This is a genomic window from Nocardia sp. XZ_19_385, assembly GCF_015355755.1.
Lineage (GTDB): Bacteria > Actinomycetota > Actinomycetes > Mycobacteriales > Mycobacteriaceae > Nocardia.
In genome coordinates, this window is sequence record NZ_JACVEE010000001.1 from 375,604 (window position 1) to 398,509 (window position 22,906).

At 65.9% G+C, this 22,906-nt stretch carries 25 protein-coding genes and 1 pseudogene; 14 read left to right on the top strand and 12 right to left on the bottom strand.

Translation table 11 applies throughout. The features are described 5' to 3' along the window. Nucleotides 1-44: 44 nt before the first annotated feature. Nucleotides 45-617, top strand: a complete 573-nt coding sequence (locus IBX22_RS01570) for a putative glycolipid-binding domain-containing protein (RefSeq protein ID WP_194813587.1) — start codon at nt 45-47, stop codon at nt 615-617. A 1-nt stretch (nt 618) separates the two neighbouring features. Here IBX22_RS01570 and IBX22_RS01575 read toward each other — a convergent pair whose 3' ends face one another. After that, nucleotides 619-2,904 (bottom strand): excinuclease ABC subunit UvrA, encoded by a 2,286-nt coding sequence (locus tag IBX22_RS01575; protein ID WP_194813588.1) that lies wholly within the window; start codon nt 2,902-2,904, stop codon nt 619-621. A 72-nt stretch (nt 2,905-2,976) separates the two neighbouring features. Here IBX22_RS01575 and IBX22_RS01580 point away from each other — a divergent pair, with 72 nt between their 5' ends. After that, on the top strand, nt 2,977-3,168 hold the full coding sequence (locus tag IBX22_RS01580; RefSeq protein WP_194813589.1) for a hypothetical protein: 192 nt from the start codon (nt 2,977-2,979) through the stop codon (nt 3,166-3,168). A gap of 9 nt (nt 3,169-3,177) precedes the next feature. Then, a complete protein-coding gene (locus IBX22_RS01585) occupies nt 3,178-3,513 on the top strand; it encodes an alpha/beta hydrolase (protein WP_194813590.1) in 336 nt (111 codons plus the stop codon). A 37-nt stretch (nt 3,514-3,550) separates the two neighbouring features. On the opposite strand, the gene IBX22_RS01590 is transcribed toward IBX22_RS01585, so the two are convergent. Further along, complete coding sequence (locus IBX22_RS01590; RefSeq protein ID WP_228538127.1) at nt 3,551-3,700, bottom strand: hypothetical protein; 150 nt, start codon at nt 3,698-3,700, stop codon at nt 3,551-3,553. 201 nt (nt 3,701-3,901) lie between these two features. Here IBX22_RS01590 and IBX22_RS01595 point away from each other — a divergent pair, with 201 nt between their 5' ends. From IBX22_RS01595 to IBX22_RS01605, 3 genes are all read left to right on the top strand, one after another. Next, entirely contained in the window at nt 3,902-4,486 is a 585-nt protein-coding gene (locus IBX22_RS01595; RefSeq protein ID WP_194813591.1) for a trans-aconitate 2-methyltransferase, read from the top strand. Nucleotides 4,487-4,608: 122 nt separating this feature from the next. Continuing rightward, entirely contained in the window at nt 4,609-4,923 is a 315-nt protein-coding gene (locus tag IBX22_RS01600; RefSeq protein ID WP_194813592.1) for a nuclear transport factor 2 family protein, read from the top strand. A gap of 42 nt (nt 4,924-4,965) precedes the next feature. Continuing rightward, nucleotides 4,966-5,274, top strand: a complete 309-nt coding sequence (locus IBX22_RS01605) for a hypothetical protein (protein ID WP_194813593.1) — start codon at nt 4,966-4,968, stop codon at nt 5,272-5,274. Between the two features lie 54 nt (nt 5,275-5,328). Here the strand turns inward: IBX22_RS01605 and IBX22_RS01610 are convergent, their stop codons facing one another. Further along, nucleotides 5,329-5,940 carry an MspA family porin gene (locus IBX22_RS01610; protein WP_194813594.1) on the bottom strand — a complete coding sequence of 204 codons (612 nt, stop codon included), beginning with the start codon at nt 5,938-5,940 and terminating at the stop codon, nt 5,329-5,331. 330 nt (nt 5,941-6,270) lie between these two features. Here IBX22_RS01610 and IBX22_RS01615 point away from each other — a divergent pair, with 330 nt between their 5' ends. The 3 genes from IBX22_RS01615 to IBX22_RS01625 all read left to right on the top strand — a co-directional run bounded on the left by IBX22_RS01615 (nt 6,271) and on the right by IBX22_RS01625 (nt 9,537). Next, nucleotides 6,271-7,491 (top strand): transcriptional regulator, encoded by a 1,221-nt coding sequence (locus tag IBX22_RS01615; RefSeq protein WP_194813595.1) that lies wholly within the window; start codon nt 6,271-6,273, stop codon nt 7,489-7,491. Between the two features lie 103 nt (nt 7,492-7,594). Next, nucleotides 7,595-9,112 carry an aldehyde dehydrogenase family protein gene (locus IBX22_RS01620; protein WP_194813596.1) on the top strand — a complete coding sequence of 506 codons (1,518 nt, stop codon included), beginning with the start codon at nt 7,595-7,597 and terminating at the stop codon, nt 9,110-9,112. Nucleotides 9,113-9,132: 20 nt separating this feature from the next. Beyond that, nucleotides 9,133-9,537, top strand: a complete 405-nt coding sequence (locus IBX22_RS01625) for a DUF779 domain-containing protein (RefSeq protein ID WP_194813597.1) — start codon at nt 9,133-9,135, stop codon at nt 9,535-9,537. A gap of 137 nt (nt 9,538-9,674) precedes the next feature. Here IBX22_RS01625 and IBX22_RS01630 read toward each other — a convergent pair. Then, a pseudogene (locus IBX22_RS01630) lies at nt 9,675-11,231 on the bottom strand (succinic semialdehyde dehydrogenase); the annotation flags it as partial. 254 nt (nt 11,232-11,485) lie between these two features. Between IBX22_RS01630 and IBX22_RS01635 the strand changes: the two are divergent. From IBX22_RS01635 to IBX22_RS01650, 4 genes are read left to right on the top strand one after another with little or no spacing between them, the layout of a single operon-like run. Then, a complete protein-coding gene (locus IBX22_RS01635) occupies nt 11,486-13,978 on the top strand; it encodes a nitrate- and nitrite sensing domain-containing protein (RefSeq protein WP_194813599.1) in 2,493 nt (830 codons plus the stop codon). Further along, the gene (locus tag IBX22_RS01640; protein ID WP_194813600.1) at nt 13,956-14,351 is read left to right on the top strand and encodes a roadblock/LC7 domain-containing protein; all 396 of its coding nucleotides are present in this window, start codon (nt 13,956-13,958) and stop codon (nt 14,349-14,351) included. The genes IBX22_RS01635 and IBX22_RS01640 overlap by 23 nt, the downstream gene beginning before the upstream one ends. Continuing rightward, entirely contained in the window at nt 14,348-14,722 is a 375-nt protein-coding gene (locus IBX22_RS01645) for a DUF742 domain-containing protein (protein WP_194813601.1), read from the top strand. Before IBX22_RS01640 ends, IBX22_RS01645 begins: the two co-directional genes overlap by 4 nt. Beyond that, a complete protein-coding gene (locus IBX22_RS01650; RefSeq protein ID WP_194813602.1) occupies nt 14,703-15,308 on the top strand; it encodes an ATP/GTP-binding protein in 606 nt (201 codons plus the stop codon). The genes IBX22_RS01645 and IBX22_RS01650 overlap by 20 nt, the downstream gene beginning before the upstream one ends. Before the next feature lie 78 nt (nt 15,309-15,386). On the opposite strand, the gene IBX22_RS01655 is transcribed toward IBX22_RS01650, so the two are convergent. The 3 genes from IBX22_RS01655 to IBX22_RS01665 are packed head-to-tail and all read right to left on the bottom strand — an operon-like array spanning nt 15,387 to nt 16,829. Further along, nucleotides 15,387-15,881, bottom strand: coding sequence for a hypothetical protein (locus tag IBX22_RS01655; protein ID WP_194813603.1), 495 nt, complete (start codon nt 15,879-15,881; stop codon nt 15,387-15,389). A gap of 26 nt (nt 15,882-15,907) precedes the next feature. Further along, a complete protein-coding gene (locus tag IBX22_RS01660; RefSeq protein ID WP_194813604.1) occupies nt 15,908-16,303 on the bottom strand; it encodes an NUDIX domain-containing protein in 396 nt (131 codons plus the stop codon). Between the two features lie 55 nt (nt 16,304-16,358). Further along, complete coding sequence (locus tag IBX22_RS01665; RefSeq protein ID WP_194813605.1) at nt 16,359-16,829, bottom strand: helix-turn-helix domain-containing protein; 471 nt, start codon at nt 16,827-16,829, stop codon at nt 16,359-16,361. A gap of 88 nt (nt 16,830-16,917) precedes the next feature. On the opposite strand from IBX22_RS01665, the gene IBX22_RS01670 reads away from it, so the two are divergent. Then, nucleotides 16,918-18,420 (top strand): MFS transporter, encoded by a 1,503-nt coding sequence (locus IBX22_RS01670; RefSeq protein WP_194813606.1) that lies wholly within the window; start codon nt 16,918-16,920, stop codon nt 18,418-18,420. Here IBX22_RS01670 and IBX22_RS01675 read toward each other — a convergent pair. The 5 genes from IBX22_RS01675 to IBX22_RS01695 all read right to left on the bottom strand — a co-directional run bounded on the left by IBX22_RS01675 (nt 18,384) and on the right by IBX22_RS01695 (nt 22,879). Beyond that, complete coding sequence (locus IBX22_RS01675; protein WP_194813607.1) at nt 18,384-18,806, bottom strand: hypothetical protein; 423 nt, start codon at nt 18,804-18,806, stop codon at nt 18,384-18,386. The genes IBX22_RS01670 and IBX22_RS01675 overlap by 37 nt on opposite strands. After that, entirely contained in the window at nt 18,803-19,300 is a 498-nt protein-coding gene (locus IBX22_RS01680; RefSeq protein ID WP_194813608.1) for a hypothetical protein, read from the bottom strand. The genes IBX22_RS01675 and IBX22_RS01680 overlap by 4 nt, the downstream gene beginning before the upstream one ends. 145 nt (nt 19,301-19,445) lie before the next feature. Further along, nucleotides 19,446-20,561: a hypothetical protein gene (locus IBX22_RS01685; RefSeq protein ID WP_194813609.1), complete on the bottom strand. Its 1,116-nt coding sequence runs from the start codon at nt 20,559-20,561 to the stop codon at nt 19,446-19,448. A gap of 531 nt (nt 20,562-21,092) precedes the next feature. Continuing rightward, on the bottom strand, nt 21,093-21,911 hold the full coding sequence (locus tag IBX22_RS01690; RefSeq protein WP_194813610.1) for an ABC transporter permease: 819 nt from the start codon (nt 21,909-21,911) through the stop codon (nt 21,093-21,095). Beyond that, complete coding sequence (locus tag IBX22_RS01695) at nt 21,911-22,879, bottom strand: ATP-binding cassette domain-containing protein (protein WP_194813611.1); 969 nt, start codon at nt 22,877-22,879, stop codon at nt 21,911-21,913. The genes IBX22_RS01690 and IBX22_RS01695 overlap by 1 nt, the downstream gene beginning before the upstream one ends. Between the last annotated feature and the right edge of the window lie 27 nt (nt 22,880-22,906).

A 22,906-nucleotide genomic window follows, 5' to 3' on the forward strand; every position in this document is an offset into this window, starting at 1 on the left:
CGAATCTTGCGCTGACCCACCGCATCCGAGCTAGCGTCGGTGGGGTGACTGCCATCGTATGGGTGAAACCGGAAGGCGCCGAACTGGCCGAGGTCGAGCTCGGCCAGGATCGGCTCAGAGCGACAGGGACCGCGATCGGCGGCGATCCCCTGCCCTATCAGCTGGAGTACGACCTCACCACCGGTGAACGCTGGATCACCGAGCGGTTGTTCGTCAAGACCTACGGCCCCGGCTGGTCCCGCTCGCTCGAGCTGATCAACAACCCGGCCGGCCGCTGGACGATCAACGCCGAAGCCGAGGGCCAAGTCGATCTACCACCACCCGGCGGCGACCCGGCTGCGGTCACCGGCGCCCTCGACTGCGACCTCGGCCTGTCCCCGCTCACCAACACTATGCCGGTCCTGCGTGGCGGTTTCCTGCAACGAGGCGAAGGCGAACACCTGATGGCCTGGGTCTCCGTCCCGGCCCTCGTGGTGATCCCGTCACGCCAGACCTACCGCCACGCCCGCCCCGGCGTCGTCAGCTACGCCAGCGAACGCTTCACCGAGGACATAGTTTTCGGCGCGGACGGCCTCGTCGAAAACTATCCCTCGATCGGACGACGCATCCGCCCTTGAGCTAGGCCGCCTTGTACTTGCGGAGGTATTCGCCGGTCAGGGAGGTGGGGTGGGTGAGCAGCTCGGCCGGCGTACCCGTGAAAACGATTTCGCCGCCGGCCTTGCCGCCGTCGGGGCCCAGGTCGATGACCCAGTCGGAGTGGGCGACGACGTCGAGGTTGTGTTCGATGACGACGACGGTGTTGCCGCGTTCGACGAGGTTGTCCATCAGAGCGAGCAGCGTGTCGACATCGGACATGTGCAGGCCGGTGGTGGGTTCGTCGAGGACGTAGATCGAGCCGGTGTTGCCCAGTTGGGTGGCGAGTTTGATGCGCTGGCGTTCACCGCCGGACAGCGTGCTCATGGCTTGGCCGAGGCTCAGGTAGTCCAGGCCGACTTCGTTCATGGTGCGCAACTTGGCATTCAGCGCTTTTTCGGTGAAGAACTCCAGCGCTTCCTCGGCCGAGAGTTCGAGCACGTCGGCGATCGACTTGCCGCGCAGCTGGTGCACCAGCACCTCGTCGGAGAAGCGGCGGCCGTCGCAGGCGTCGCAGTGTGTGGTGACCGGGTCCATGTAGGCGATTTCGGTGATGATCACGCCGCGGCCCTCGCACTGCTTGCAGGCGCCGTCGGAGTTGAAGCTGAACAGGCCCGGGGTCTGGCCGCTCGCCTTGGCGAACAGTTTCCGGATCGGGTCCATCAGGCCGAGGTAGGTGGCGGGCGTGGAGCGAGAGGAGGCGCCGATGGCGGATTGGTCGACGAAGATCGCCTCGGGGTGCGCGGGCACGAACACATCCCGGATCAGCGAGCTCTTGCCCGAACCGGCCACACCGGTGATCGAGGTGAGGATGCCGGTCGGGATCGCGACGGTCACGTCTTTCAAGTTGTGCACGGTGGCGTGCTCGATCAGTAGCTCGCCGTTGGCCTTCCGGAACGACTCCTTGACCCGGAAGGCCCGGCGCAGCCCGGCGCCGGTGGGGGTATCGGCTTGCTTCAGTTCGTCGAAACTGCCCTGGAACACCACTTCGCCGCCGTGCACGCCCGCGCGCGGGCCGACATCGACGATGTGGTCGGCGATCTGGATGACATCGGGATCGTGCTCGACCACGAGCACGGTATTTCCTTTGTCCCGCAACGCCCGCAGCAGATCGTTCAGCCGGCCCACGTCGCGCGGATGCAGGCCGACGCTCGGCTCGTCGAAGATGTAGGTGAGACCGATCAGCGTGGAGGACAGGTGCTTGATCATCTTGAGCCGCTGGCCCTCACCGCCGGACAGCGTCGAGGTCGCGCGATCCAGGCTCAGGTAGCCGAGCCCGATATCGATGATCCGCTGCAGAGCGGTGCGGATCGCCTCGGCCAATCCGAGCGCGCCCGGGTCGGTGATCTCGTCCAGCACCGCCAGCAGGTCGCTGATCTGCATCCGCGACCACTCTGCGATATTGCGCCCGTTGATCTTCGTGGCGAGCGCCGCCTGGCTGAGCCGCGCCCCGTCACAGGTGGTGCAGACGCCCTCGGTGAGGAACTTCGCGATCTGCTCGCGCGTCTTCTCGCTCAGCGTGGAGGTGTCGCGCTGCAACCGGGTGCGGGTGAATTTCGCCGCCAGCCCTTCGTAATTCGCCTTCCACGAGCCCTTGGCGAAGGTCAGCTCCACCTGGCCGCCGCTGCCGTAGAGGAAATCCTGCCACTCCAACTCGGTGTAATCGGCCAGCTTCTTGTCCAGGTCGAACCGGCCCGAATTGCCGTACAGCTGCCAATCACCGCTGCCCGGTGCGTATCCCGGCAGCAGGATCGCGCCCTCGTTCAGCGACTTGCCGCGATCCACCAGCCGATCCGGATCCGCCTGCGCGCGGAACCCGAGCCCGTCACAGTCCGGGCACATGCCCTGGGGCACATTGAACGAATAGTCGTAGACCAACCCCGACGACGGCGACCCGAACCGCGCGAACATCGCCCGCACCATCGAATAGATGTCGGTCATCGTGCCCACCGTCGACCGCGGTCCACCGCCCACCGGCTGCTGATCGATGATCACCGGCGCGTTCAACCCCTCGATCGCCTCGGCATGCGGCCGCTCGTACCGCGGCAGGAAGTTCAGGATGAACGCCGGAAACGTCGCATAGAGCTGCCGCTGCGATTCCACGGCGATGGTGTCGAACACGATCGATGACTTCCCGGAGCCGGAAACGCCGGTGAACACAGTGATTTTGTTCTTGGGGATCTCCAGCGAGACGTTGCGCAGGTTGTGCTCGCGGGCGCCGAGGATCCGGATGACGGCAGCGTCGGGCACGGCGGAATCGGTAGCAGGCATGCCGACCACCATGCCATGAGATACCGACAAAATACCGCACGTAGAGTGACGTAAATCACATGCATAGCGGGAGTGAATCATCGCAAGTGGCGGCTCGCCACCTTTCGCCTACCGCAACTCACCGACGAACTCGGCGGGAACCTCCTCCAGGCCGGTTCTCGTGTCGGCTGGTGGACGGCACGCAGCTGCAACGACGCGGGCTGGAGCCACGATCTCGACGAGATCGTCAGCGCCGCAAAACAACTCGCCGACCAAGCCCACTGACCTACCTCGATGGGTTTTACCGCGGCCTGCGCCTTCTGGCCCGAACCACATCACGACCCGAACCCAGCCCCCCTCGATCGCGTCGCGTCCGCACTGTTGATCGTCAACGAGAAGGACCCGGTAACACCGATCCCCGGAGCCCGCGCAGTCCGCACCGCTATCCCGGGCTCCCGGCTCATCACAGTCTCCGGCAAACAGGCCCACCTCGCCCTGCCACAGACCCTGCCCAACGGACTACCCGGCTCGATCCCCGCCACCAGCACCTGCGCCACCACCGCGGCCATCGAATACCTTGTGCCCGGCCGACTCCCGGACACCGACACCACCTGCCGACCCGACCGATAAGAGTCGCTCATCGACCGGCGCAGCGGTCCAGAAAGTTTCACATCAGGGCGGTGACTTCGGCCAGATGGGTTTCCAGGAGCCAGTGGCCACCGTCGAAGGTGTAGGAGAAATCGGGGGATGCCGCGCTGTAGCCGAAGCCTGGGAAATCGGGAGCTACTGTTCGCCAGCGATCGGCCACGGCGGGCATGAGATCACGGAATTCGAAGGAGGTGATGGATATCCATCAACCGCCAACCGGCAATGGCGCACCGCACTCATAGGAAATCCTCCCTCATTTCGTGTGATCACTTCTTCGCGCGGTACCCACGGAGGAAGTGATCATTCCCGGGTGTGAATGCATAGCGATAACGCATCATTCGCCCTGGTTACGAGTCCGTAGAGTCGGGGGGTGAGTCGCGATCCGTACTGGAACCACAACACGCGCTACCACCCTTGGCTGCTCGGGCAGGTGCCTACGCGAGCACGCACTGCGCTCGATGTCGGCTGTGGCGACGGGCTGCTCGCACGGAAATTGAGCACGCGGTGCGATTCGGTGCTGGGTGTCGACCTGGATCCGGCCATTCTCACGACCGCGGACAAGACGCCGAACATTCGGTACGAGCGGGCCGATTTCCGCACCGTGCGTGGCACTTTCGACTTCGTGGCAGCGGTGGCAAGTCTGCATCACGTGCCATTGACCGAGGGTTTGTGCGCGTCGCGGCGGCTGGTGGCACCGGGCGGCACGCTCGCGGTGGTGGGGCTGTCGAAGCTGACACTGCGAACCGACTGGGGTCAGCTGGCGCTCTGGCCCGCGGTGCTAGCGGTCGATCTGTGGCCGCCGCGCCCCAGCGGGCCACCCGCGATGATCGTCCGCGACTCGGCCGACACCCTCGCCGAAATTCGTCGCGCCGCGGCCTCGGCATTGCCGGGCGCGCGAATCCGCCGCCGACTGATGTGGCGCTACACGCTGAGTTGGACTCGGCCCGCGAATTAATGGTGCATTGATCTGAAAATCGTTCCGCCGCGTCGCGATGGGTTAACAGTGTTCTGCCCCTAGAGTGAGTGCTGAATATTAGCTGTTCATACCCGCGCACGCCGATTCGAAGGGTTGATCAGATGACCGCACCGCAACTGGATCCCGTGGTCGGAGAGTTCGTCGACGCACTCAACGCGCACGACCACGATCGACTGTTCGCCTTACTCGCCGAGGACGCGACCATGTCCGATGACGGCGTAACGCGCAATATCGGCCAATGGACGTCCCGGGAAATCTTCGACAGCAACGGCCGGATGAAAGTCGAATCCGTCGGCGACAACGGCCGTGAATTGGTCGCCGATTACACCAATTCCCGCTGGGGCTCGATGCGCACCAACTGGCGATTCGTGGTGCGCGACGGCAAGATCAGCCGGTTCGAGACCGGGCAGGCGTGATCTAGGCTCGGAAGGCTGTCCGGCCCCAGGTCACCAGGAGGAATGATGAAGGTAGGCACCGGTTTCGTTGTCGCGGCGCTCGCAGTGCTGCTCAGCGGCTGCACCGATGTCGAGAAGGCACTCAACCGCGGCGGCGACACCCCCTGCAGCGAGTACGTGACCCAGGATCAGGACAAGAAGCGCGTGACGATCACCAAGTTAGTCAAGCAGCAGACCGGCGAGAAGAACGAGCCCGCCGGCACCGTGGTGGACGCGACGCTCATCTCGGTGGACCTGCTGTGCGCCGCTCAGCGCAATGCCGAGACCCCGATCAAGAACGCCGACGTGGCAGGCATTTTCGTCAACAAGTAGGCCGTCTTTGGACACAGCAACGGCGCCCGTCCACTCCGGACGGGCGCCGTTCGCTTATCCGATATTGAACGGCTCACCCCACAGCGTGACCCGGGATTCGGCACGCGCGGTACTGATGTCGACCCGGACGAACGAACGCGCCCGCGCGGTGCCGCCGTTGCATCCGTCGATGCTGAACGGTTCATCGGTCCAGGTGACGCTGCCCTGCCGGCCGAAAACCTGGTGATACACCCGTCCCGGCACCGAACTCTGTTCGCGCGGACGGATATCCAGCAGATACCGGGCGATGGTGCGCCCGGAGGCGAGGGTGATCATCCGGGAACGATCCGGTGCGTCCGTCGGCGCCATCCCGGCCAAGCTGGTCGCGCTGTTGCCGACCGTGGACAGCGCGTCGATATCGGCTTGGCAGGCAACGACATAGCCCGGGTAGATCTTGGTCGCCGCGGTCGCGGCGTCCCGGCCGGTCACCTCGACGCCGCCGCGCCCGCTCACCCACAGGTTGCGCCGCCCCGCGACCAATCCCGGATTGAGCTTTGCGGATTCGCCGGTGAGGCTGACCGTGACACCGGTGCCGTCGCCGAGATCGCGGGTGATCTTCCCGTCGGGTAGCGCGAGAAAGGTTTCGGCCGTGGCCGGACCGGGCGCGCCACCCCATCCCACGAGCACGAGCGCGGCGATTCCGAAGGCGGACCTTTTCGAACGGCGACCGGCAAGCAGTCGCAAGCGGTTGCGCGCGTGACTGTTCCTACCCTGCCTGCTGATCATGTGCTCCCTTATGCGTTCGGCTGTGCGCGAGAGGTGAATCGAGCTGAGGTAGAGCTGCGGTAACGACGCGGCAAAGAATAGCGGTGCGTTTACTAGAGCCGCACAGGGGTACGGGATGCCGGCCCGCGCCGGGCGGCCGGGCGCCGAAAGCTAGGCGCGGCAGGCATGCATACGCCATGATGTGAGCACGAATACGAGTCGCTCGATCCTTACGACGACGAGGTTGACGAGGTGGCCCTGTTCCGCACACTCACCCAACAGCGGGCAGAACTGGAAAAGGAATGGTCCAGGTGGGCCACGTCCGCCTCGAGCGCTGCCCGGCTAACGCCGCGGACGCCCTTGCTGCGCAACGAAGTCGCGAAATCCTGGGAGCGCTCGCTGCACACCGTCGACCCCGCGCGCACCGTCGCGCCGGGCCTCGACGACGCCGCCGACCGCTGGGCGGAATCCCCACTGCGCGGGCCGATTACGGCGCTCGCCGATCAGTTGCGGGCCATCAGCCAGGAAGCCGGTTACGTCGCCGCAGTTACCGATAACACCGGCACCATCGTGTGGACGTGCGGCGACCGCACGATCCGCCGGCAGGGTGAATCGGTGAACTTCGCGCCCGGCGGCTGCTGGGACGAAAGCCACATGGGCACCAACGGTTTATCGCTGGCCTTGCATTCCGACAGCCCGGTCACGGTGTTCTCCGCCGAGCATCTGGTGGCCGCGCTGCACGGCTGGGTCTGCTATTCGGCGCCGATCCACGCGCCGGACGGCCGCCAGCTCGGTGTGCTCGATCTGTCCAGCCGCTGGGAGCGCTCGCATCCGGCGGTGCTGTCCTCGGTGCGCGCCTTGGTCACCGCGGCCGAAACCATGTTGCGCGCCACCGATCTCGGCCCCCGCACGGGCGTGCGCCTGGAATGCCTGGGCACCGCCCGCCTGCTCCGGGACGGCCGCCCGGTCCCGTTGCCGCCGCGCCAGCTCGAGATCCTGGCCTTGCTCGCTCTGGAACCCGACGGCTACACCCCGGATCAGCTGCACGCCGCCGTCTACGGCGACCGCCCGGTGTCGACCAGCACCCTGAAAGCCGATGTCTCCCATCTCCGCCGGGCCACCGGCGGCGAAATCGCCAACCGCCGCTACACCCTGACCGGACCGCTGTCCTGCGACGCGGTGGACCTGGTGTCGGCCATCCAATCCGGTGACACCAGCTCGGCGGTCTGGCTCTACCGCGGCCCGCTGCTGCCCGGTTCGGACACCCCGGGCGTGCTGGAGTGGCGCGCCTACCTCGATGTCGGCGTCCGCACCGCGGTCCTGGCCAGCGACCGCCCCGAGCACGCGGTGGCCTTCGGCGAGCGCGCTCCCGACGATCTCGAGATCCACGAGCACGCCTTGCGCCTGCTGCCCGCCGACGACGTCCGCCGGGCCGTGGTCAGCGCTCGTCTGCATACCGCGATGCGGCACTGAACCCGGGCGTTCGCCCGAGAACGCACGGCACCAACCTCGCTCCAACCTTTGCGCGTAATAGTGGGCCGCACAATGTTAAGCGTGTGAGGAGCGATCGAGCGCCATGATCTACGCCAAGCCAGGGTCCGACACCGCCATCGTCGGATACGCCAGCCGCTACGACAACTTCATCGCAGGTGACTGGGCGCCTCCGGTCGAGGGCCGCTATTTCGACAACCCCTCCCCGGTGGACGGCGAAACCTTCTGCGCGGTGGCGCGTTCCACCGCCGCCGATATCGATATGGCCCTGGAGGCCGCGCACCAGGCCGCCGACGGCTGGGCCGCCACCTCCCCCACCGAGCGCGCCAACATCCTCAACAAGATCGCCGACCGGATCGAGAACAGTCTCGAGCCGCTGGCGGTCGCCGAAACCTGGGACAACGGCAAGCCGGTGCGCGAAACCCTCGCCGCGGACCTGCCTTTGGCGGTCGATCACTTCCGGTACTTCGCCGGCGCCCTGCGCGCACAGGAGGGCAGTGTCGCGGAGATCGATGCCGACACCATCGCCTACCACTTCCACGAACCGCTGGGCGTGGTCGGGCAGATCATCCCGTGGAACTTCCCGATCCTGATGGCGGCCTGGAAGCTGGCTCCCGCCTTGGCCGCCGGGAACTGCGTGGTGCTCAAGCCCGCCGAACAGACTCCGGCATCGATTCTGCTCGTGGTGGAATTGATCGCCGATCTGTTGCCGCCGGGCGTGCTCAATGTGGTCAACGGATTCGGCGTGGAAGCAGGCAAACCCCTGGCTTCGAGCCCGCGGGTGGCGAAGGTGGCGTTCACCGGCGAGACCACCACGGGCCGGCTGATCCTGCAGTACGCCAGCGAGAACATCATTCCGGTGAGCCTGGAACTAGGCGGCAAGAGCCCCAACATCTTCCTACCCGATGTGATGGCCGCCGACGACGAGTTCCTAGACAAGGCCATCGAGGGTTTCGTGATGTTCGCGCTGAATCAGGGCGAGGTGTGCACCTGCCCGTCGCGGGCCCTGATCCACTCCTCCATCTACGACGAATTCCTGGAACGTTGCGTCGAACGCACCCGGGCCATCACGGGCGGCAACCCGCTCGACGACAGCACCATGCTCGGGGCCCAGGCCAGCAACGACCAGTACGAAAAGATCCTGTCCTACATCGACATAGGCCGCCAGGAAGGCGCCCGCGTGCTCACCGGAGGGGAAGCACGCAAGGTCGAGGGCTTGCCCGGCGGCTATTACATCCAGCCGACCATCTTCGAGGGCAAGAACTCGATGCGCATCTTCCAGGAGGAGATCTTCGGACCGGTGGTGGCGGTGACCCGCTTCGACACCACGGCGGAAGCGGTCCGGATCGCCAACGACACCCTCTACGGGCTGGGCGCAGGCGTGTGGACGCGGGACGGGAACACCGCTTACCGGATGGGCCGTGCGATCAAGGCAGGCCGAGTGTGGACGAACTGCTACCACGCCTATCCGGCACACGCGGCTTTCGGCGGATACAAGAAGTCCGGCATAGGACGGGAGAACCACAAGATGATGCTCGAGCACTATCAGCAGACCAAGAACTTGCTCGTCAGCTACTCCCCTTCCAAACTCGGGTTCTTCTGATGCAGAACCGGATGCGACAAATGCACACCAGGGTCCACAGGGTCGGCATGACCGACGCGGCACGAGTGGTGTTGCGCCGCTTGATCGAACAGCACGGGCCGGTGCTGTTCCACCAATCCGGCGGCTGCTGCGACGGCAGCTCGCCGATGTGCTTCCCCTCGCGCGAATTCCACGTCGGCGCCGCCGATGTGCTACTCGGCCACCTGGCCTGGCACACCGAATTCTGGATGAGTGGCGACCAGTACAAGCTCTGGAAGCACACCCATCTGACGGTCGACGTGGTCGAGGGACGCGGCGGCGGATTCTCCTTGGAGGCGCCCGAGGGCGTGCGGTTCATCATCCGGTCCCGGTTGCTGACCGAAGTCGAACTCTCCACCCTGGCGGCCCTGCCGCCGCCCCGCACCGGAGCCGACGAGCTCACCTGAACTCGCCCCCCGGCTGCCATCCCCGAGACCCGGTGATGGCTGGGTGGTGAGGTCCTTGGCAACTTCACCACCCAGTGCATTACCTGCCGCGCCGGCCGACTCGCCGCAGACCGAGTCGGCCGGCCCGGGGGGGTCTTCTACCTTCCGGGCAGGAAGCGGATCACTCGCGCGACCGCCATCAGGAACGGCTGCCACTTGTCCTGTGAAACCAGCGGCGGCGCATCCAGATTCAGGAACCGGGTGACCACGACCGTCTGCGATTCGGTGAACTTCAGCAGGCCGTCGGGACCGTGCCGGCGACCGACACCGGAGATGCCCATGCCGCCCATCGGTGCGGCGGTGGTGCCCCAGGCCGGGGCGTAGCCCTCGTCGACACACACGGTGCCGGCGTGCAGGCGCTGCGCGATCTTCTCGCCGTCGGACTTGCTGGCCGCCCACACGCTGGCGTTGAGGCCGTACTCGGTGTCGTTGGCCAGCCGGATCGCCTCTTCCACGTCGGCCACCGGGTAGATCGACACCAGCGGGCCGAAGGTTTCCTCACGGCCGCAAGTCATCTCGTCGGTCACCTTGGAGAGCACGGTCGGCTCGTAGAACAGCGGGCCCAGATCCGGGCGGGCCTTGCCGCCGGCCAGGATCTCCGCGCCCTTGGCGGTGGCGTCGGCTACGTGCTTGGACACCGTCTCCAGCTGGGATTCGGAGATGAGGCTGCCGATGTCGGCCGAGTAGTCGTAGGCGGCACCGAGTTTCGCGGCCCGCACCGCGGCGACGAACTTCTCGGTGAACTCCGCGGCCACCGACTCCTCGACGTAGAGCCGCTCGATGGAGATACACAGCTGGCCGGCATTGGAGAAGCACGCGCGCACCGCCGCCTTGGCGGCCTTGGCCAGGTTCGCACCCTTGGTGACGATCATCGGGTTCTTGCCGCCCAGTTCGGCGGAGAAACCGATCAGGCGGGCGCCGCACTGCTGGGCCAGGGCGCGGCCGGTGGCCGAGGACCCGGTGAACATCAGGTAGTCGCAGTTGTCGACGATGGCGGTGCCGACGACGGTGCCCGGGCCGGTGACCACGGCGAGCAGGTCGCGCGGCAGCCCGGCCTGGTAGAGCAGTTCGGCGGCAGCCAGCGCCGAGTACGGGGTCTGGCTGTCCGGCTTGACCACCACGGCGTTGCCCGCGAGCAGTGCGGGGATGGAGTCACCGATGGAGAGCAGCATCGGGTAGTTCCAGGGCGCGATGACGCCGACCACGCCCTTGGGCTGCGGGGTCACCGCCGCCCGGTTCAGCACCGGGAACGCGCCCGGCACCGACTGCGACGAGAGCAGCTTGGGTGCGGCCTTGGCGAAGTAGCGGGCCGCGAACATCATGCCCATTACTTCTTCCTGGGCCGCCCAGCGCGCCTTACCGGTCTCGGCCTGGACCACGTCCATCAGGGGTTCGCGGTTGGCCACGACCAGCTCGCGGAAGCGGGTCAGCACGGCGGCGCGTTCGGCGGGCGTGCAGGCCGCCCAGCGGACCTGCGCCTTGCGGGCCTTCTCGAACGCGGCTGTGACGTCGTCGGCGGTGCCGACGGGCACGCTGCCCAGCACGGTGCCGGTGAAGGTCTCGGCGATCGTTTTGCGGGAGCGGGACGCGGGATCGTCGATCGCCGCGAGCGTGCTCAGTCGCTCGAACACTCCGGCTTCAGGCGCGGGCATCGTCGCCTCCTCGTTTTGTAGTTACTGGCGGGTACACACAATCTACGCTGCCGCCCGCCACGCCGGAACACCCTCACCCCCGCGCGTTGCGTGGCCGATCCAGACGTTGTGACGAATCATGATGTGGCAGAACAAAGCTCGGTGCAGACTGACAAAGCGAGGGTTTCAGATAACCGCGCCGATCGGTTTGTCAAATCGAGTCCCGCTCACCGGAATCCGAATCCCTTATGCCGGTTTCACTGGTTTAGGTTGTCTCAATGTTCAGAGCGAGGCTCGGCGTCCGCGCCCGGATCCTGGCGATCGCGCTCATCCCGAGTTTGACTCTGCTCGTGGTCGGCGTCACCGCAGCCGGATTTTTGGTACGGCAGGGGAATTACGCCAAAAATTGGGCGATCGAGATGCAGCGCGTCATCGGGCCGACCGCGGAGATGATGGAAGCGATCCAGCTGGAGCGGCAGTTGACGCTGCAACGCACCGCCGGCGACAAAACCCTCGGCCCCGCCATCACCGCCGCCCGGACCCGCCTCGACACCGCTATGAAGAACGTCGTCGAGGTCTCCAAGGGCCTGATCAAGATCGACCCGGAACGGCTCGAGGGCAAGTTCGAGGACTCCGACAAACTCGCCACCGGCGTCGCCCAGGCCCGTGGCGCCATCGACGTCGGAATGCTGCCGGCCCTGGAAACCTACGGCTTCTACAACAAGCTGATCGACGTCATCTCCATCGGCAGCCAGATCGCCCAGCAGACCGCGCCGAACGCCGAGACCGCCACCGAGCTGACCGAATCGATTCGCCTGCTTTTCGCCGGTGAAGCCATGTCGCGCAGTTACGCCGTCGGCCTGGCCAACCTGACCCGGGACGGCGAGGCCGTGATCCCGATCGCGGAGTTCAACCGCCAGGTCGGCTTCTACCGCACCGAGGTCGGCTTCCTCACCGCCGACCTGGAAACCGAACAGGCCCAGGCAGCCGGCAACTTGGTTTCCAGCACAGCCTGGCAGCAGCTGTCCACGATGGAAGTCGCGATCTCCGAGCACTTCGTGCACGAGGACGTCCACGCCGGCGCACCGACCGCGAAGCCGGACGACGACCACGCCGAACTGCCGTTGACGACCGAGCAGTGGCAGGGCGCCGCGACCCAGGTCAACAACGCGCTGATCCAGATGTGGGTCGACCAGACCCGCCACGCCCACTCGCGAGCGCAGGAGCTGGGCGAGCGCAACGAGGCCAACTCGCTCTACGGTGGCGCGGGCGTCATCCTGACCAGCGTCATCGCCTTCCTCATCGCCCTGTGGCTGGCCAACCGGATCATCCGCCGCCTCAAGCTGCTGCGTGGTGAGACCCTGGCGCTGGCCAACGACCGCCTGCCGGAACTGATGTCGCGGCTGCGCGCCGGCGAAAAGGTCGATCCCGCGGACGAATCGGCGAATCTGGACTTCGGGCACGACGAAATCGGCCAGGTGGCAAAGGCGTTCGAGCAGGCCCACGCCGCCGCCGTGACCGGCGCCATCGCCGAAGCCCGCACCCGTGAGGGTGTGCAGGCGGTGTTCCTCAATATCGCGCACCGCAGCCAGATCGTGGTGCACCGGCAGCTGGAGATCCTGGACGAGGCCGAGAACCGGCAGGAGGATCCCGCGCTGCTGGAAACCCTGTTCCGCCTGGACCATCTGGCCACCCGCGAACGCCGCAACGCCGAGAACCTGATCATCCTCGGCGGCGGCCAGCCCGGCCGGCAGTGGCGCAGCCCGGTGCCGCTGATCGACCTGGTGCGTTCCGCGGTCGGCGAGACCGTCGACTACGCGCGCGTGCGGGTCTCCCGGCTGCCCGAGGCGCACATCATGGGCTCGGTCGTGGCCGACCTCATCCACCTGCTCGCCGAGCTGGTGGACAACGCCACCTCGTTCTCGCCGCCGCAGTCCAAGGTCGAGGTGTTCGGCAACGTGGTCGGCAAGGGCCTGGTCGTCGAGATCACCGACCAGGGCATGGGCATGCCCGAGGGCGAGCTCGCCCGGGTCAACGAAATGCTGCGCAATCCACCGGATTTCGGTGTCGCGGCGCTGTCGGTGGACTCCCGGCTCGGCCTGTTCGTGGTCTCCCAGCTCGCGGCCCGCCACGGTGTCTCGGTGCGGCTTTCCGATTCCGACTACGGCGGCATCCGTGCCATCGTGCTCATCCCCTCGGCCATCCTGGCCGCCGATTCCCATATCCCCCTTGCGGAATCGAGCCTCCCGGAGCCGGGCCGGCGGTACCGTCAGTCGGTGCAGTTCACCGGTGAACCACTGCCCGAACGCCCGCCCGTGCGCGCGCTGGAATCCGAGTCCACGGCCGTGCTGACCGCCCCGCCGGCAGCAACCCCGGCCTACAACCCGCCCGCGGTGGAACCACCGCGGCTGACCTCCTCGCGCAGTTTGCCGCCGCACTCCGACGCCGCGTTCGGCTCGGGACCGCGCACGGATACCGCGCTCGGCTTGCCGCCACGCTCGGAAGGCGGTGTCGGGCCCGACGGCCGGCCACTGCTGCCGCGCCGCAGCCGGCAGGCCAACCTCGCACCACAACTGGCTCAGCAGCCGCCGCCGGCGACCGCACCCACGCCACTGGTGGAACGCGCTCGGTCCGCCGAGCAGGCCCGGGACCTGATGTCGGCCATCGAGAACGGAACCCGGCAAGGGCGCCGCGCGCATCCGGCCGACCAACAAACAGTGTCCAATTCTAAAGATGAGGAAGGCTACGGTGACCGCTCCCCAAACCGGTGATCTGAACTGGCTATTGGATGATCTGGTGGACCGGCTGGCAGGGGTTCGGCACGCGGTGGTCTTGTCCACCGACGGGCTGCTGCTGGGCCGCTCTACCGCGATGAGCCGCGAAGACGCCGAACATTTCGCCGCCATGTCGTCCACGCTGTACGGGCTGGCCCGCAGCGCGGGCGCCCGCTTCGACGGCGGCGGTGTCCGGCAGGCGGTGATCGAACTCGACCGTGCGGTCCTGTTCGTCACCTCCGCGGGCACCAATGCCTGTCTGGCACTGCAGGCTTCGGAAACCGCCAACCTCGGCATGGTGGCCTATGAAATGAATGTCACCGTGCAGCGCGTCGGCAACTATCTATCCACCCCAGCGCGCCTGCCATGACCCGCAGGGGGGAACCCTGGTTCGACGAGGCGGCCGGGCCTTTGGTCCGGCCGTACGCGCTCACCCGCGGGCGAACCATGGGGGCAGGACATGATCTGGACATACTCACGGTGGTCGTCACCACCGACCCGGCGCCCACTCTGCGCCGGATCGAACCGGAGTACGCCCGAATCATTCACCTGTGCAAAGCCCCCCACGCGGTGGCAGAAGTCTCTGCCAACTTGAAACTTCCCTTGGCAGTGACGAAGATCCTTGTCGGAGATTTGATCGGCGAGGGACATCTGATCTTCCGGTCACCGGTACAGCCGGAGACCGGTCCCGGCGATCTCAACGTATTGCGAGCGGTTCTGGATGGCATCCGAAAACTTTGACCAGCACAACCCGAACGCGCCCCGGCTGGCGGCGTCGGTCAAAATCCTTATCGCCGGCGGCTTCGGCGTCGGCAAGACGACCATGGTGTCGGCGATCAGCGAGATCACCCCGCTGCGCACCGAAGAGCTGATCACCGAGGTGTCCAGCGGCGTCGACGATCTGTCCGGTGTGGAGCAGAAGCACACCACCACAGTGGCTTTGGACTTCGGGCGCATCACCATCGACCAGGATCTGGTGCTGTACCTGTTCGGTACGCCCGGCCAGGACCGGTTCTGGTTCCTCTGGGACGAGCTGTCCCGGGGCGCGCTCGGCGCGGTGGTGCTGGCCGACACCCGGCGGTTGAGCAATTCCTTTGCGGCAGTCGACTATTTCGAACGCCGCGGCGTTCCGTTCATGGTCGGGGTGAACTGCTTCGACGACGCACCGCGGTACACGGTGGACGAGGTGCGCGACGCCCTCGACCTCGACCCGCAGACCCCGGTGCTGCTCTGCGATGCCCGCAACCGGGACTCGGCCAAGAACGCGCTGCTGGTGCTGATGGAGCACCTCATCGAATTGGCCGGTCGCGCACCGGTTCCCAGCTAATTCGCCGCGACGCGCACGCGCGTCAGGCCGATACGGCCCCGCTTCGATCCGTTCGAGGCGGGGCCGAGTCGGGTTGCCTCAGATCTGGTGCAGCCAGGAGATGAACAACAGCACGCCGGCGCAGGCCAGGAGTACAGCCAGCGGCAGCGACCAGAAAGCGCCGGTGCGGCCGAGTAATCTGCGCGCCAGTCGTACCTGTAGCTGCCCGAGGCCCGCCAGCCCGATCGCCCATACCGGCAGCAAGCCGATACCCAGTGCGGCGTGCACCGCCCACGCACCACCCAATGTCGGGCCGCCCCAGGAGTTCTCGTAGTCGTCGCCGGTGAGCAGCGGGTACGCGATGCCTCGCACGGCGGCAACGGTGGCCAAGAACAGCAGGAACCAGGCCAACAGGCCCATGCCGCCGCTGAGCAGCGTGTGCGCGGCGGCGCGGAGAGCCGACGGTTGTGGGTCGAAACGCACGCCGAGCAGTCGCCGGGGCACCCGCAACCGCACCGCCAACGGAGCGAAAGCCAGCGGGAGTGCGGCCAGCGCGTAGGCGGCCCAGCGCAATACGGAGACAACCGTCTTCATCCCACGACCGTAGCGCGCGGGAGCGTTCAGCTCAGCTGTCCGGCGGCAACCAGGTCGTCGAAAAGTAGCTGATCGACCGGGGGCACCAGCTCCCGATCGGCGTAGGCAAACCAGGCGAGGGCGTCGATCTCGCTGCTCGCGGCGAGCGTGCCGCGGTAATCGGCGGTGTAGCAGCTCATCCGGACCAGCAGTCCGTTGTCGGCGGCCTCGTAGGTGCCCACGTGCGCGACGGTGTCCGGGAGCAGCGCGACGGTGAGTTCTTCTTCGATCTCGCGCAGCAGAGTCTGCAGATCGGTCTCCGTGCCTTCGCGTTTGCCGCCGGGGATGTAGAAAACATCCTTGCCGCGCGGGCGGGCGCACAGGATCCGTCCGTCCTCGATCCGCACCCACGCCACTGTATCGATCAGCCGTTGCTCCGCCACGGCGGCAGCCTATCGCCCCGTCGTCGCAGCCGATAAGTGCGCCGGGACGACGTGGTCAGCCGGGCAGCAAAGTGTGGTCGCGGGCGCCAGGGCCGTAGACGGGATGCAGGTCGCGCGCGTGCACACGCTCGCCGCAGGACGAGCAGTGCGGCTCGATAGTCGCGACGTGGCCGCAGCTTTCGTGCACCGCCTGGATCGGCGGGCCGTCCGGGGCGGCCCATTCGTCGCCCCACTGCCGCATGGCGTTGACGACCGACCACAGCGCGCGGCCCTTGGCGGTGAGCCGGTAGTCGTAGCGGATCGGGTTCTGCTGGTAGGGCTCCCGGGTCAGGACGCCGTGGGCGACAAGGTGTTCCAGGCGCTGGGTGAGCACGTTGCGGGCGATGCCGAGGCGGGCGCGGAAGTCGTCGAAGCGGGTTACCCCGAACAGCGCGTCGCGCACGATGAGCAGCGTCCACCACTCCCCGACCACTTCCAGGCATTGCGCCACCGAGCAGTTCATGTCCTCGAAGCTCATCCTCCGCATGCGCCCAGCCTAGTCGGTTGCTTGAAACAACCCACTCGTTTATGGTGCGTTTCATGATGCAACTCGCTAGTGGGAGCGGAGAGCCGTCGTGAATGTTCCTGTCGCACCGGAAGATCCGTCACCGCGGCCGCCCGCTGGAGCCCCACTACCCGCGGGCAACCCGTCTCTGGATTCCCAGGGATCCAGACCTGGGCTGGTTCTCGCCATCGTGTCGATCGGCGTGCTGCTGTCGAGTCTCGATCTGTTCATCGTCAACGTGGCGCTACCCGACATGGCGGCGGATTTCGGCGGCGCCGACATCGCCGGGCTGTCCTGGGTGCTCAACGCCTACGCGATCGTGTTCGCCGCACTGCTGGTGCCCGCCGGACGGCTCGGTGACCGCAGCGGCACCCCCAACGCCTTCCTGCTCGGGCTCGCGCTGTTCGTACTCGGCTCGGCCCTGTGCGCGACCGCGTGGGATGTCGGGTCGCTGGTGGCGTTCCGCGTGATCCAGGCGATCGGCGGCGCGATCCTCACACCCACCTCGCTGGGCCTGGTGCTGGCGGCGACCCCGGCCGAGCGCAGGCCGACAGCGGTCCGCTTGTGGGTCGCGTTCGGCGGACTCGGTGCCGCGCTCGGCCCCGTACTCGGTGGCGTACTCGTCGAATTCGGCTGGCGCTGGGTATTTCTGGTGAATGTGCCGATCGGCGTGATCGCGCTCATCGCCGGAGTGCGCAAGCTGCCGAAGCCCGCCGGTGGCGGCGGACGATTCCCAGACCTGGTCGGCGCGCTCCTGCTGGCCGCGGGCATCGGGGCCTTCGTCCTGGCACTGGTGCAGGGTGCGGACTGGGGCTGGTCGTCGACCGGCACCCTTGGCGCGTTCGCTGTCGCCGTCTTGGCGGGTACTGGTTTCGTGTTCTCCTCGGCCCGCCATCCCAGCCCCGTGGTCGACCCCGAACTGCTCCGCATCCCGAACTTCGCCCTGATGGTGACCAACGGCATCCTGTTCAACATGGCCTTCGGCGCCATGCTCCTGTCCTTCGTCCTCTGGTCCCAAGAGGTGTGGGACTGGTCGGCCCTCCGCTCAGGCCTCGCCGTCGCCCCCGGCCCCCTCGTCGTACCGATCGTCGCGATCCTCGCCGGCAAACTCATCGCCCGAATCGGCCCAGGCCCCGTAATCGCCTTGGGCGGCACCGCTTTCGCAGCAGGCCTGCTCTGGTGGGCAACAGCCCTCACCCTCGAACCTAACTACGCCGCCGGCGGCCTCGGCGGCATGCTCCTAACCGGCCTCGGCGTCGGCCTCACCCTCCCCACCTCCTTCGCCACCGGCACCGGCGCCCTCCCACCCCACCGCTTCGCCACCGGCTCAGCGGTTTTGAGCATGTCCCGCCAAATCGGACTAGCAATCGGCGTGGCACTGTTCGTCCTGGTGCTGGGCTCCGCCGCCGATCCCCAAACCACGCTCGACGCATTCCAGCGCGGTTGGTACGTCATCGCGGGTGTGGCATTCCTCGCCGGTTTGGTCGGATTGGCTGCGCGGTTGCCTCGGCCAGTCGACGCGAAGCCTGCCCCCGCTCAGCAGGCCAAGCTGAGGAAGACTCGCCGCGACTGACCGCCGGAGTCATGGATCGCAACCCGAAGCCATGGATTCGGGTCCACCAGATGTTCGTTTCCAGCCTCCGACTTCAGCACGTCCGCACCATCCCATTGCTCGAGCCAGCTGATCGGAACTCCTGGCTTGAAGCGGACGAGTTCGGACCGTTGTTTGAATTCGGCGACTTGGTCCGCAGACATATCGACAACGGCAACTAAGACCTGGTCATGACCCACCAACTTCTCGTGATAGGAGACCAATTCCACCGCATCTGGAAACCTCAGGTTGCCACATTCTGTCAGGTTATCGAACTTATCGGCATCACTTGTGCACGCTGGAATCAGGAGAATAATTGCACATGCCGATACAGTCGCAATAATTCTCGATGACAGAGTACTGATCACAGGTTTTGGGTCCAAGTCTCTACGTAGGGTGATTCTCCCCTGGCAATGAAGCTTCGAGCCAATCCACCCTCCTCCAACACTCGCGCAGAGTTATTTGCGGTTCTCGGAAACCCTTCTACGGGATCCTTGAGCGACATGTCCAGATGGTCGAAATTGTAGTAGTCGCAAACATAGATCTTGTAGGATACCTGAGCCCGAAGACCATCCAGCAGACCCGGCGCGAGGACTGTGGTATCGCTACCTACCGCCACCGCAAATGTTCCTAACGCCTTCGCCACATCGGCATCATCGACGTCATGTACACCTTGCCAGTTGGAGGTGATCTCCCTCTTGACACCGGTCTGCGGGTCCGCCCTTGCCAGCTCATAGATTTCATCGAAACATCTGGACAATGCCGCTTTGACGGTCGCCGAATTGCTAACCTTCAAGTATTCTTCGAGACTTATCGATATTTCTTCGTTGGACCCTCGGTTCTCCAAGTAAATTCCGAGCATTCTCGATGCGAAACTATAGCCTCGGACGTCGAAATAGCTCTTTACCGATGCCACTAGAGCGGAATTTTCTGCGGCCTCCGACTTACTGAGGGACTTCGAGCCGTGCGCTGCCGGGTTCCTGGGCGCTGGTGGATTTTCGAGCGGTCTATGCAATGCTGTTCTCCCACCAAACGTTGTCGCCGTAGCCGTACCGCGTTGCACCGAGGTCTACTGCCAGCTTCTCTGGGACCTCGAATCCGGTCGAGTCGAACGTGGGCAACGCCCGCCCCGGTGAGTACTCCAGCGCCTTGACCAGGCGCTCCAGCAGGGTGGCGATGACGCTCTTTCTGGATTCCACCGACTTTTTCAGTGAGTCGACCGCAGAGATGATTTCTCCCTTCATCGAGGCGTCTACCGCCTGATTGACCAGTCGTGCCCAGACTGCCAGTGGCAGGTTGAATCCCAGGTAGTTCATCGGTTGCAGCAAGCCGCTACTCAGAGCCATCGCCTGGTTGTAGACGTGACGTTCCAGACATTCGCCGCCGTTCTGGACAATCTTCGATATTTGCTCGAGATCAGTGCTTCTTTCAGAAATCCTCTGAACAAGGGTTGTCATAGTGGTCGTGAACGTGTCCGCTGCCGTGCCAGACCAACTGCTCCGCAACCAGTTTCCGCCCCCCGAAAGGTTTTGGGATGCCACGTAGTCGTTGACGCCGAGCAGTCCGATCCGTTTGCCGATGGCTTGCAATGCCTCCCAGTCCGCTTCCAGCGGAGTCAGGTAGTCAGCTGTGGGCTTGATGCCAATTGCCACCTGCAACGGTTCGTCGTAGCTCGAGAGCTGTCCGATCGCGTTCGTCACCACCTGCCGGACGGTGTACTGCTCCTCTGGGACCTCCGACAGGCTAGGCAGCTGTAGGCCATTGAATCGTTTGGCACCCCGGTTCGGCTGGCTGGATGCGCCGACGTCACCGAAGGCGTCAACCGATGCCGCCGACAGGGCTTTCGCGGAGCCTCCGTCGGTCGCCAGGTACTTCGTGACCGCGGTGGAGAGGTTTTCACCCGCCGTGCCGACCGCACTCAGATCCGTTTGCTGTGCAGCGGATACGGCACTCCGGAACTTTTCGAAGGCCGGTGCCAGCGATGCGATGAGCCCTGAGGACCCACTGGGTAGTAACACCCCCGGCAACAGTCTCGAGGCGTTCGCTTCGAAAGTCGTTCCGAGGTCTTGCAGGTCAAGCTTGAACCCCGCGAGGCTGGATACGTCGACAGTAAAGCTATCCACGTCGGCTCCGCAGAGTTGACCACGCCTGCCCGGCGCCACCTCGAGTGATCGACTGCCCACCACTCGAAGAGGGCAGGATGTCGCTGCAATGCGGTAGGTGCACAGAACCCCCTCTAGATCTTGATGGGAGTGTACAGCGGCAGATCGGGCGTCTGTTTCCGGAAAGCCGTGCAGCAGAGGTGGATTGAGCTGGTTGGGTTCGCCGCGTGAGTGCAACAAATCCCGAGTGATCGGTGCGAACGTTCGGCTCGCACCGATCATCAGGGTTCGGAGCTATTCCTCGGTGGGGCGGCCGTCGCACGATGGGTCATCGTGGGGCGGCGGTCCATAGCACGGGCTCTTGGGGTCTACCTCGGGGCTGTAGGAGGTGGTGGTCGGCGGCGGGGGCGTGGTTGCGTCGCACCGGGGGTCGTTGTGCGGAGGGGGCCCGTAACTGGGCGGTTGGGGTCCGCACGACGACCGACGCACGGTAGCGGCGCATTTGCCACGCCGAGCGCCCGGCCTCACGAAAAACCGGGCGCTCGGGTGTTCTCAGCGGCTCAGGCGCTGGAATCGGCGCACCGCCAGCGGTAGGAAGATTGCGGTGAGGATCAGCGGCCAGATCACCGCCATCAGGACCGCATGCTGTTCGATCCAGGTGTCACCGCTGCCGACCGGGCTGCCGAACAGTTCGCGGGTTGCCGCGGCTGTGGAGGAGATCGGGTTCCAGGAGGCGATCGCGCCCAGCCAGCTCGGCATGAGTTGGGGGGCGACGAAGATGCTGGAGATCATGGTCAGGGGGAAGGCGACTGCGAAGAGGCCGCCCGCTGCCTCCGGGTTCGGCACCAGCAGGCCGAGCCAGACGCCGACCCAGATCAGGGCGAACCGCAACCACAGCAGGAGTGCGAAAGAGACTATGGCGCCGAGGATTCCGCCGTCCGGGCGCCAGCCGATGACCAGGGCGGTCAACATGAGGATGGTCAGCTCGGCGCAGGCCACCAGCAGGTCGGTGACGCCGCGACCGGACACCACCGCGGACGGCGCCATCGGCATGGAGCGGAACCGATCGATCACGCCGTTGGTGGCGTCGTAGACGACCAGGGTCGCGGTGTTGATGAACCCGAACGCCATGGTCATCACGAACATGCCGGGCATCAGGAAGTCCCGATAGTCGCCGCCGCCGGGGACGACCATGGCGCTGCCGAAGACGTAGCCGTAGAGCAGCACCGACAGGATCGGGAAACCGAGCTGCCAGGCGATGTTCACCGGCTGGCGTTGATAGTGGGTCAGCCCGCGCCGCACCACATTCCAGCAGTCGGCGACCACCCAGAACAGGCGGGAACGGTTCGGGAGAGTTTCGACGGCGGACATCACGCGGCCTCCTCGGTGGTTTCGGTGCGGTGGCCGGTGAGCTGCAGGAAGACATCGTCGAGGCTGGGCCGGCGCAGGCCGATGTCCTCGACGACGATGCCTTCGTCCTGCAACGTCCGCGCCACTTCGGTGAGGGCGGCGACGCGGTCGGTGACCGGTGCGTGCACCCGCCGTTCGACGTCGTCGATCTCGGGTTCGCCCTCACAAACGCGCGCAACGACTTTCGCGACCGCCGGCAGATCTGCGACCTCGCTGGCCACCACCACGATCTGGTCGCCGCCGAGAATGTTCTTGAGCCCGTCGGGGGTGTCATCGGCGATGGCCCGGCCCTGATCGATCACCGTGATGTGTGAGGCCAGCCTGTCGGCCTCTTCCAGATACTGGGTGGTGAGCAGGACGGTGGTCCCGTCGGCGACCAAGGCGCGCACCGATTCCCACACCTCGCCGCGGCTGCGTGGATCCAGGCCGGTGGTCGGCTCGTCCAGGAACAGCACCTCCGGCGCGAGGATCATCGACGCGGCCAGGTCGAGCCGGCGACGCATGCCGCCGCTGTACTTGCCGACACCCTTGTCCGCGGCGTCGGCCAGCTCGAAACGTTCGAGCAGTTCGACAGCGCGCGTTTTGGCCCGGCGACCGCCCAAATGGAAGAGCCGCCCGAACATTTCGAGATTCTGCCGCCCGGTGAGCACCTCGTCGACGGCCGCGTACTGACCGGTGAGACCGATGGCGGCGCGCACCTCCCGCGGCTGCCGCACCACGTCGAGTCCGGCCACCGTGGCCTGCCCGCCATCCAGGCGCACCAGTGTCGAAAGGATCCGCACCGCAGTCGTTTTCCCGGCGCCATTGGGACCGAGCAGCCCGTGCACGGTGCCCCGGCGCACCGTGAGGTCGAAACCGTCCAAAGCGTTCTTGTCCCCGTACTTCTTGCGGAGCCCTTCGGCTTGCACCGCGTATTCGTTCACCCTCATCCTCCCGAATCGGAACTAACTGAGTAC

Coding starts and splice junctions, on each gene's coding strand:
- IBX22_RS01655 (WP_194813603.1), bottom strand. CDS start 15,881: ATGAAGACGGTTGTCTCCGTATTGCGCTGGGCCGCCTACGCGCTGGCC.
- IBX22_RS01600 (WP_194813592.1), top strand. CDS start 4,609: ATGACCGCACCGCAACTGGATCCCGTGGTCGGAGAGTTCGTCGACGCA.
- IBX22_RS01620 (WP_194813596.1), top strand. CDS start 7,595: ATGATCTACGCCAAGCCAGGGTCCGACACCGCCATCGTCGGATACGCC.
- IBX22_RS01635 (WP_194813599.1), top strand. CDS start 11,486: ATGTTCAGAGCGAGGCTCGGCGTCCGCGCCCGGATCCTGGCGATCGCG.
- IBX22_RS01625 (WP_194813597.1), top strand. CDS start 9,133: ATGCACACCAGGGTCCACAGGGTCGGCATGACCGACGCGGCACGAGTG.
- IBX22_RS01585 (WP_194813590.1), top strand. CDS start 3,178: ATGGGTTTTACCGCGGCCTGCGCCTTCTGGCCCGAACCACATCACGAC.
- IBX22_RS01645 (WP_194813601.1), top strand. CDS start 14,348: ATGACCCGCAGGGGGGAACCCTGGTTCGACGAGGCGGCCGGGCCTTTG.
- IBX22_RS01690 (WP_194813610.1), bottom strand. CDS start 21,911: ATGTCCGCCGTCGAAACTCTCCCGAACCGTTCCCGCCTGTTCTGGGTG.
- IBX22_RS01680 (WP_194813608.1), bottom strand. CDS start 19,300: ATGCTCGGAATTTACTTGGAGAACCGAGGGTCCAACGAAGAAATATCG.
- IBX22_RS01650 (WP_194813602.1), top strand. CDS start 14,703: ATGGCATCCGAAAACTTTGACCAGCACAACCCGAACGCGCCCCGGCTG.
- IBX22_RS01695 (WP_194813611.1), bottom strand. CDS start 22,879: ATGAGGGTGAACGAATACGCGGTGCAAGCCGAAGGGCTCCGCAAGAAG.
- IBX22_RS01590 (WP_228538127.1), bottom strand. CDS start 3,700: ATGCCCGCCGTGGCCGATCGCTGGCGAACAGTAGCTCCCGATTTCCCA.
- IBX22_RS01575 (WP_194813588.1), bottom strand. CDS start 2,904: ATGCCTGCTACCGATTCCGCCGTGCCCGACGCTGCCGTCATCCGGATC.
- IBX22_RS01605 (WP_194813593.1), top strand. CDS start 4,966: ATGATGAAGGTAGGCACCGGTTTCGTTGTCGCGGCGCTCGCAGTGCTG.
- IBX22_RS01665 (WP_194813605.1), bottom strand. CDS start 16,829: ATGCGGAGGATGAGCTTCGAGGACATGAACTGCTCGGTGGCGCAATGC.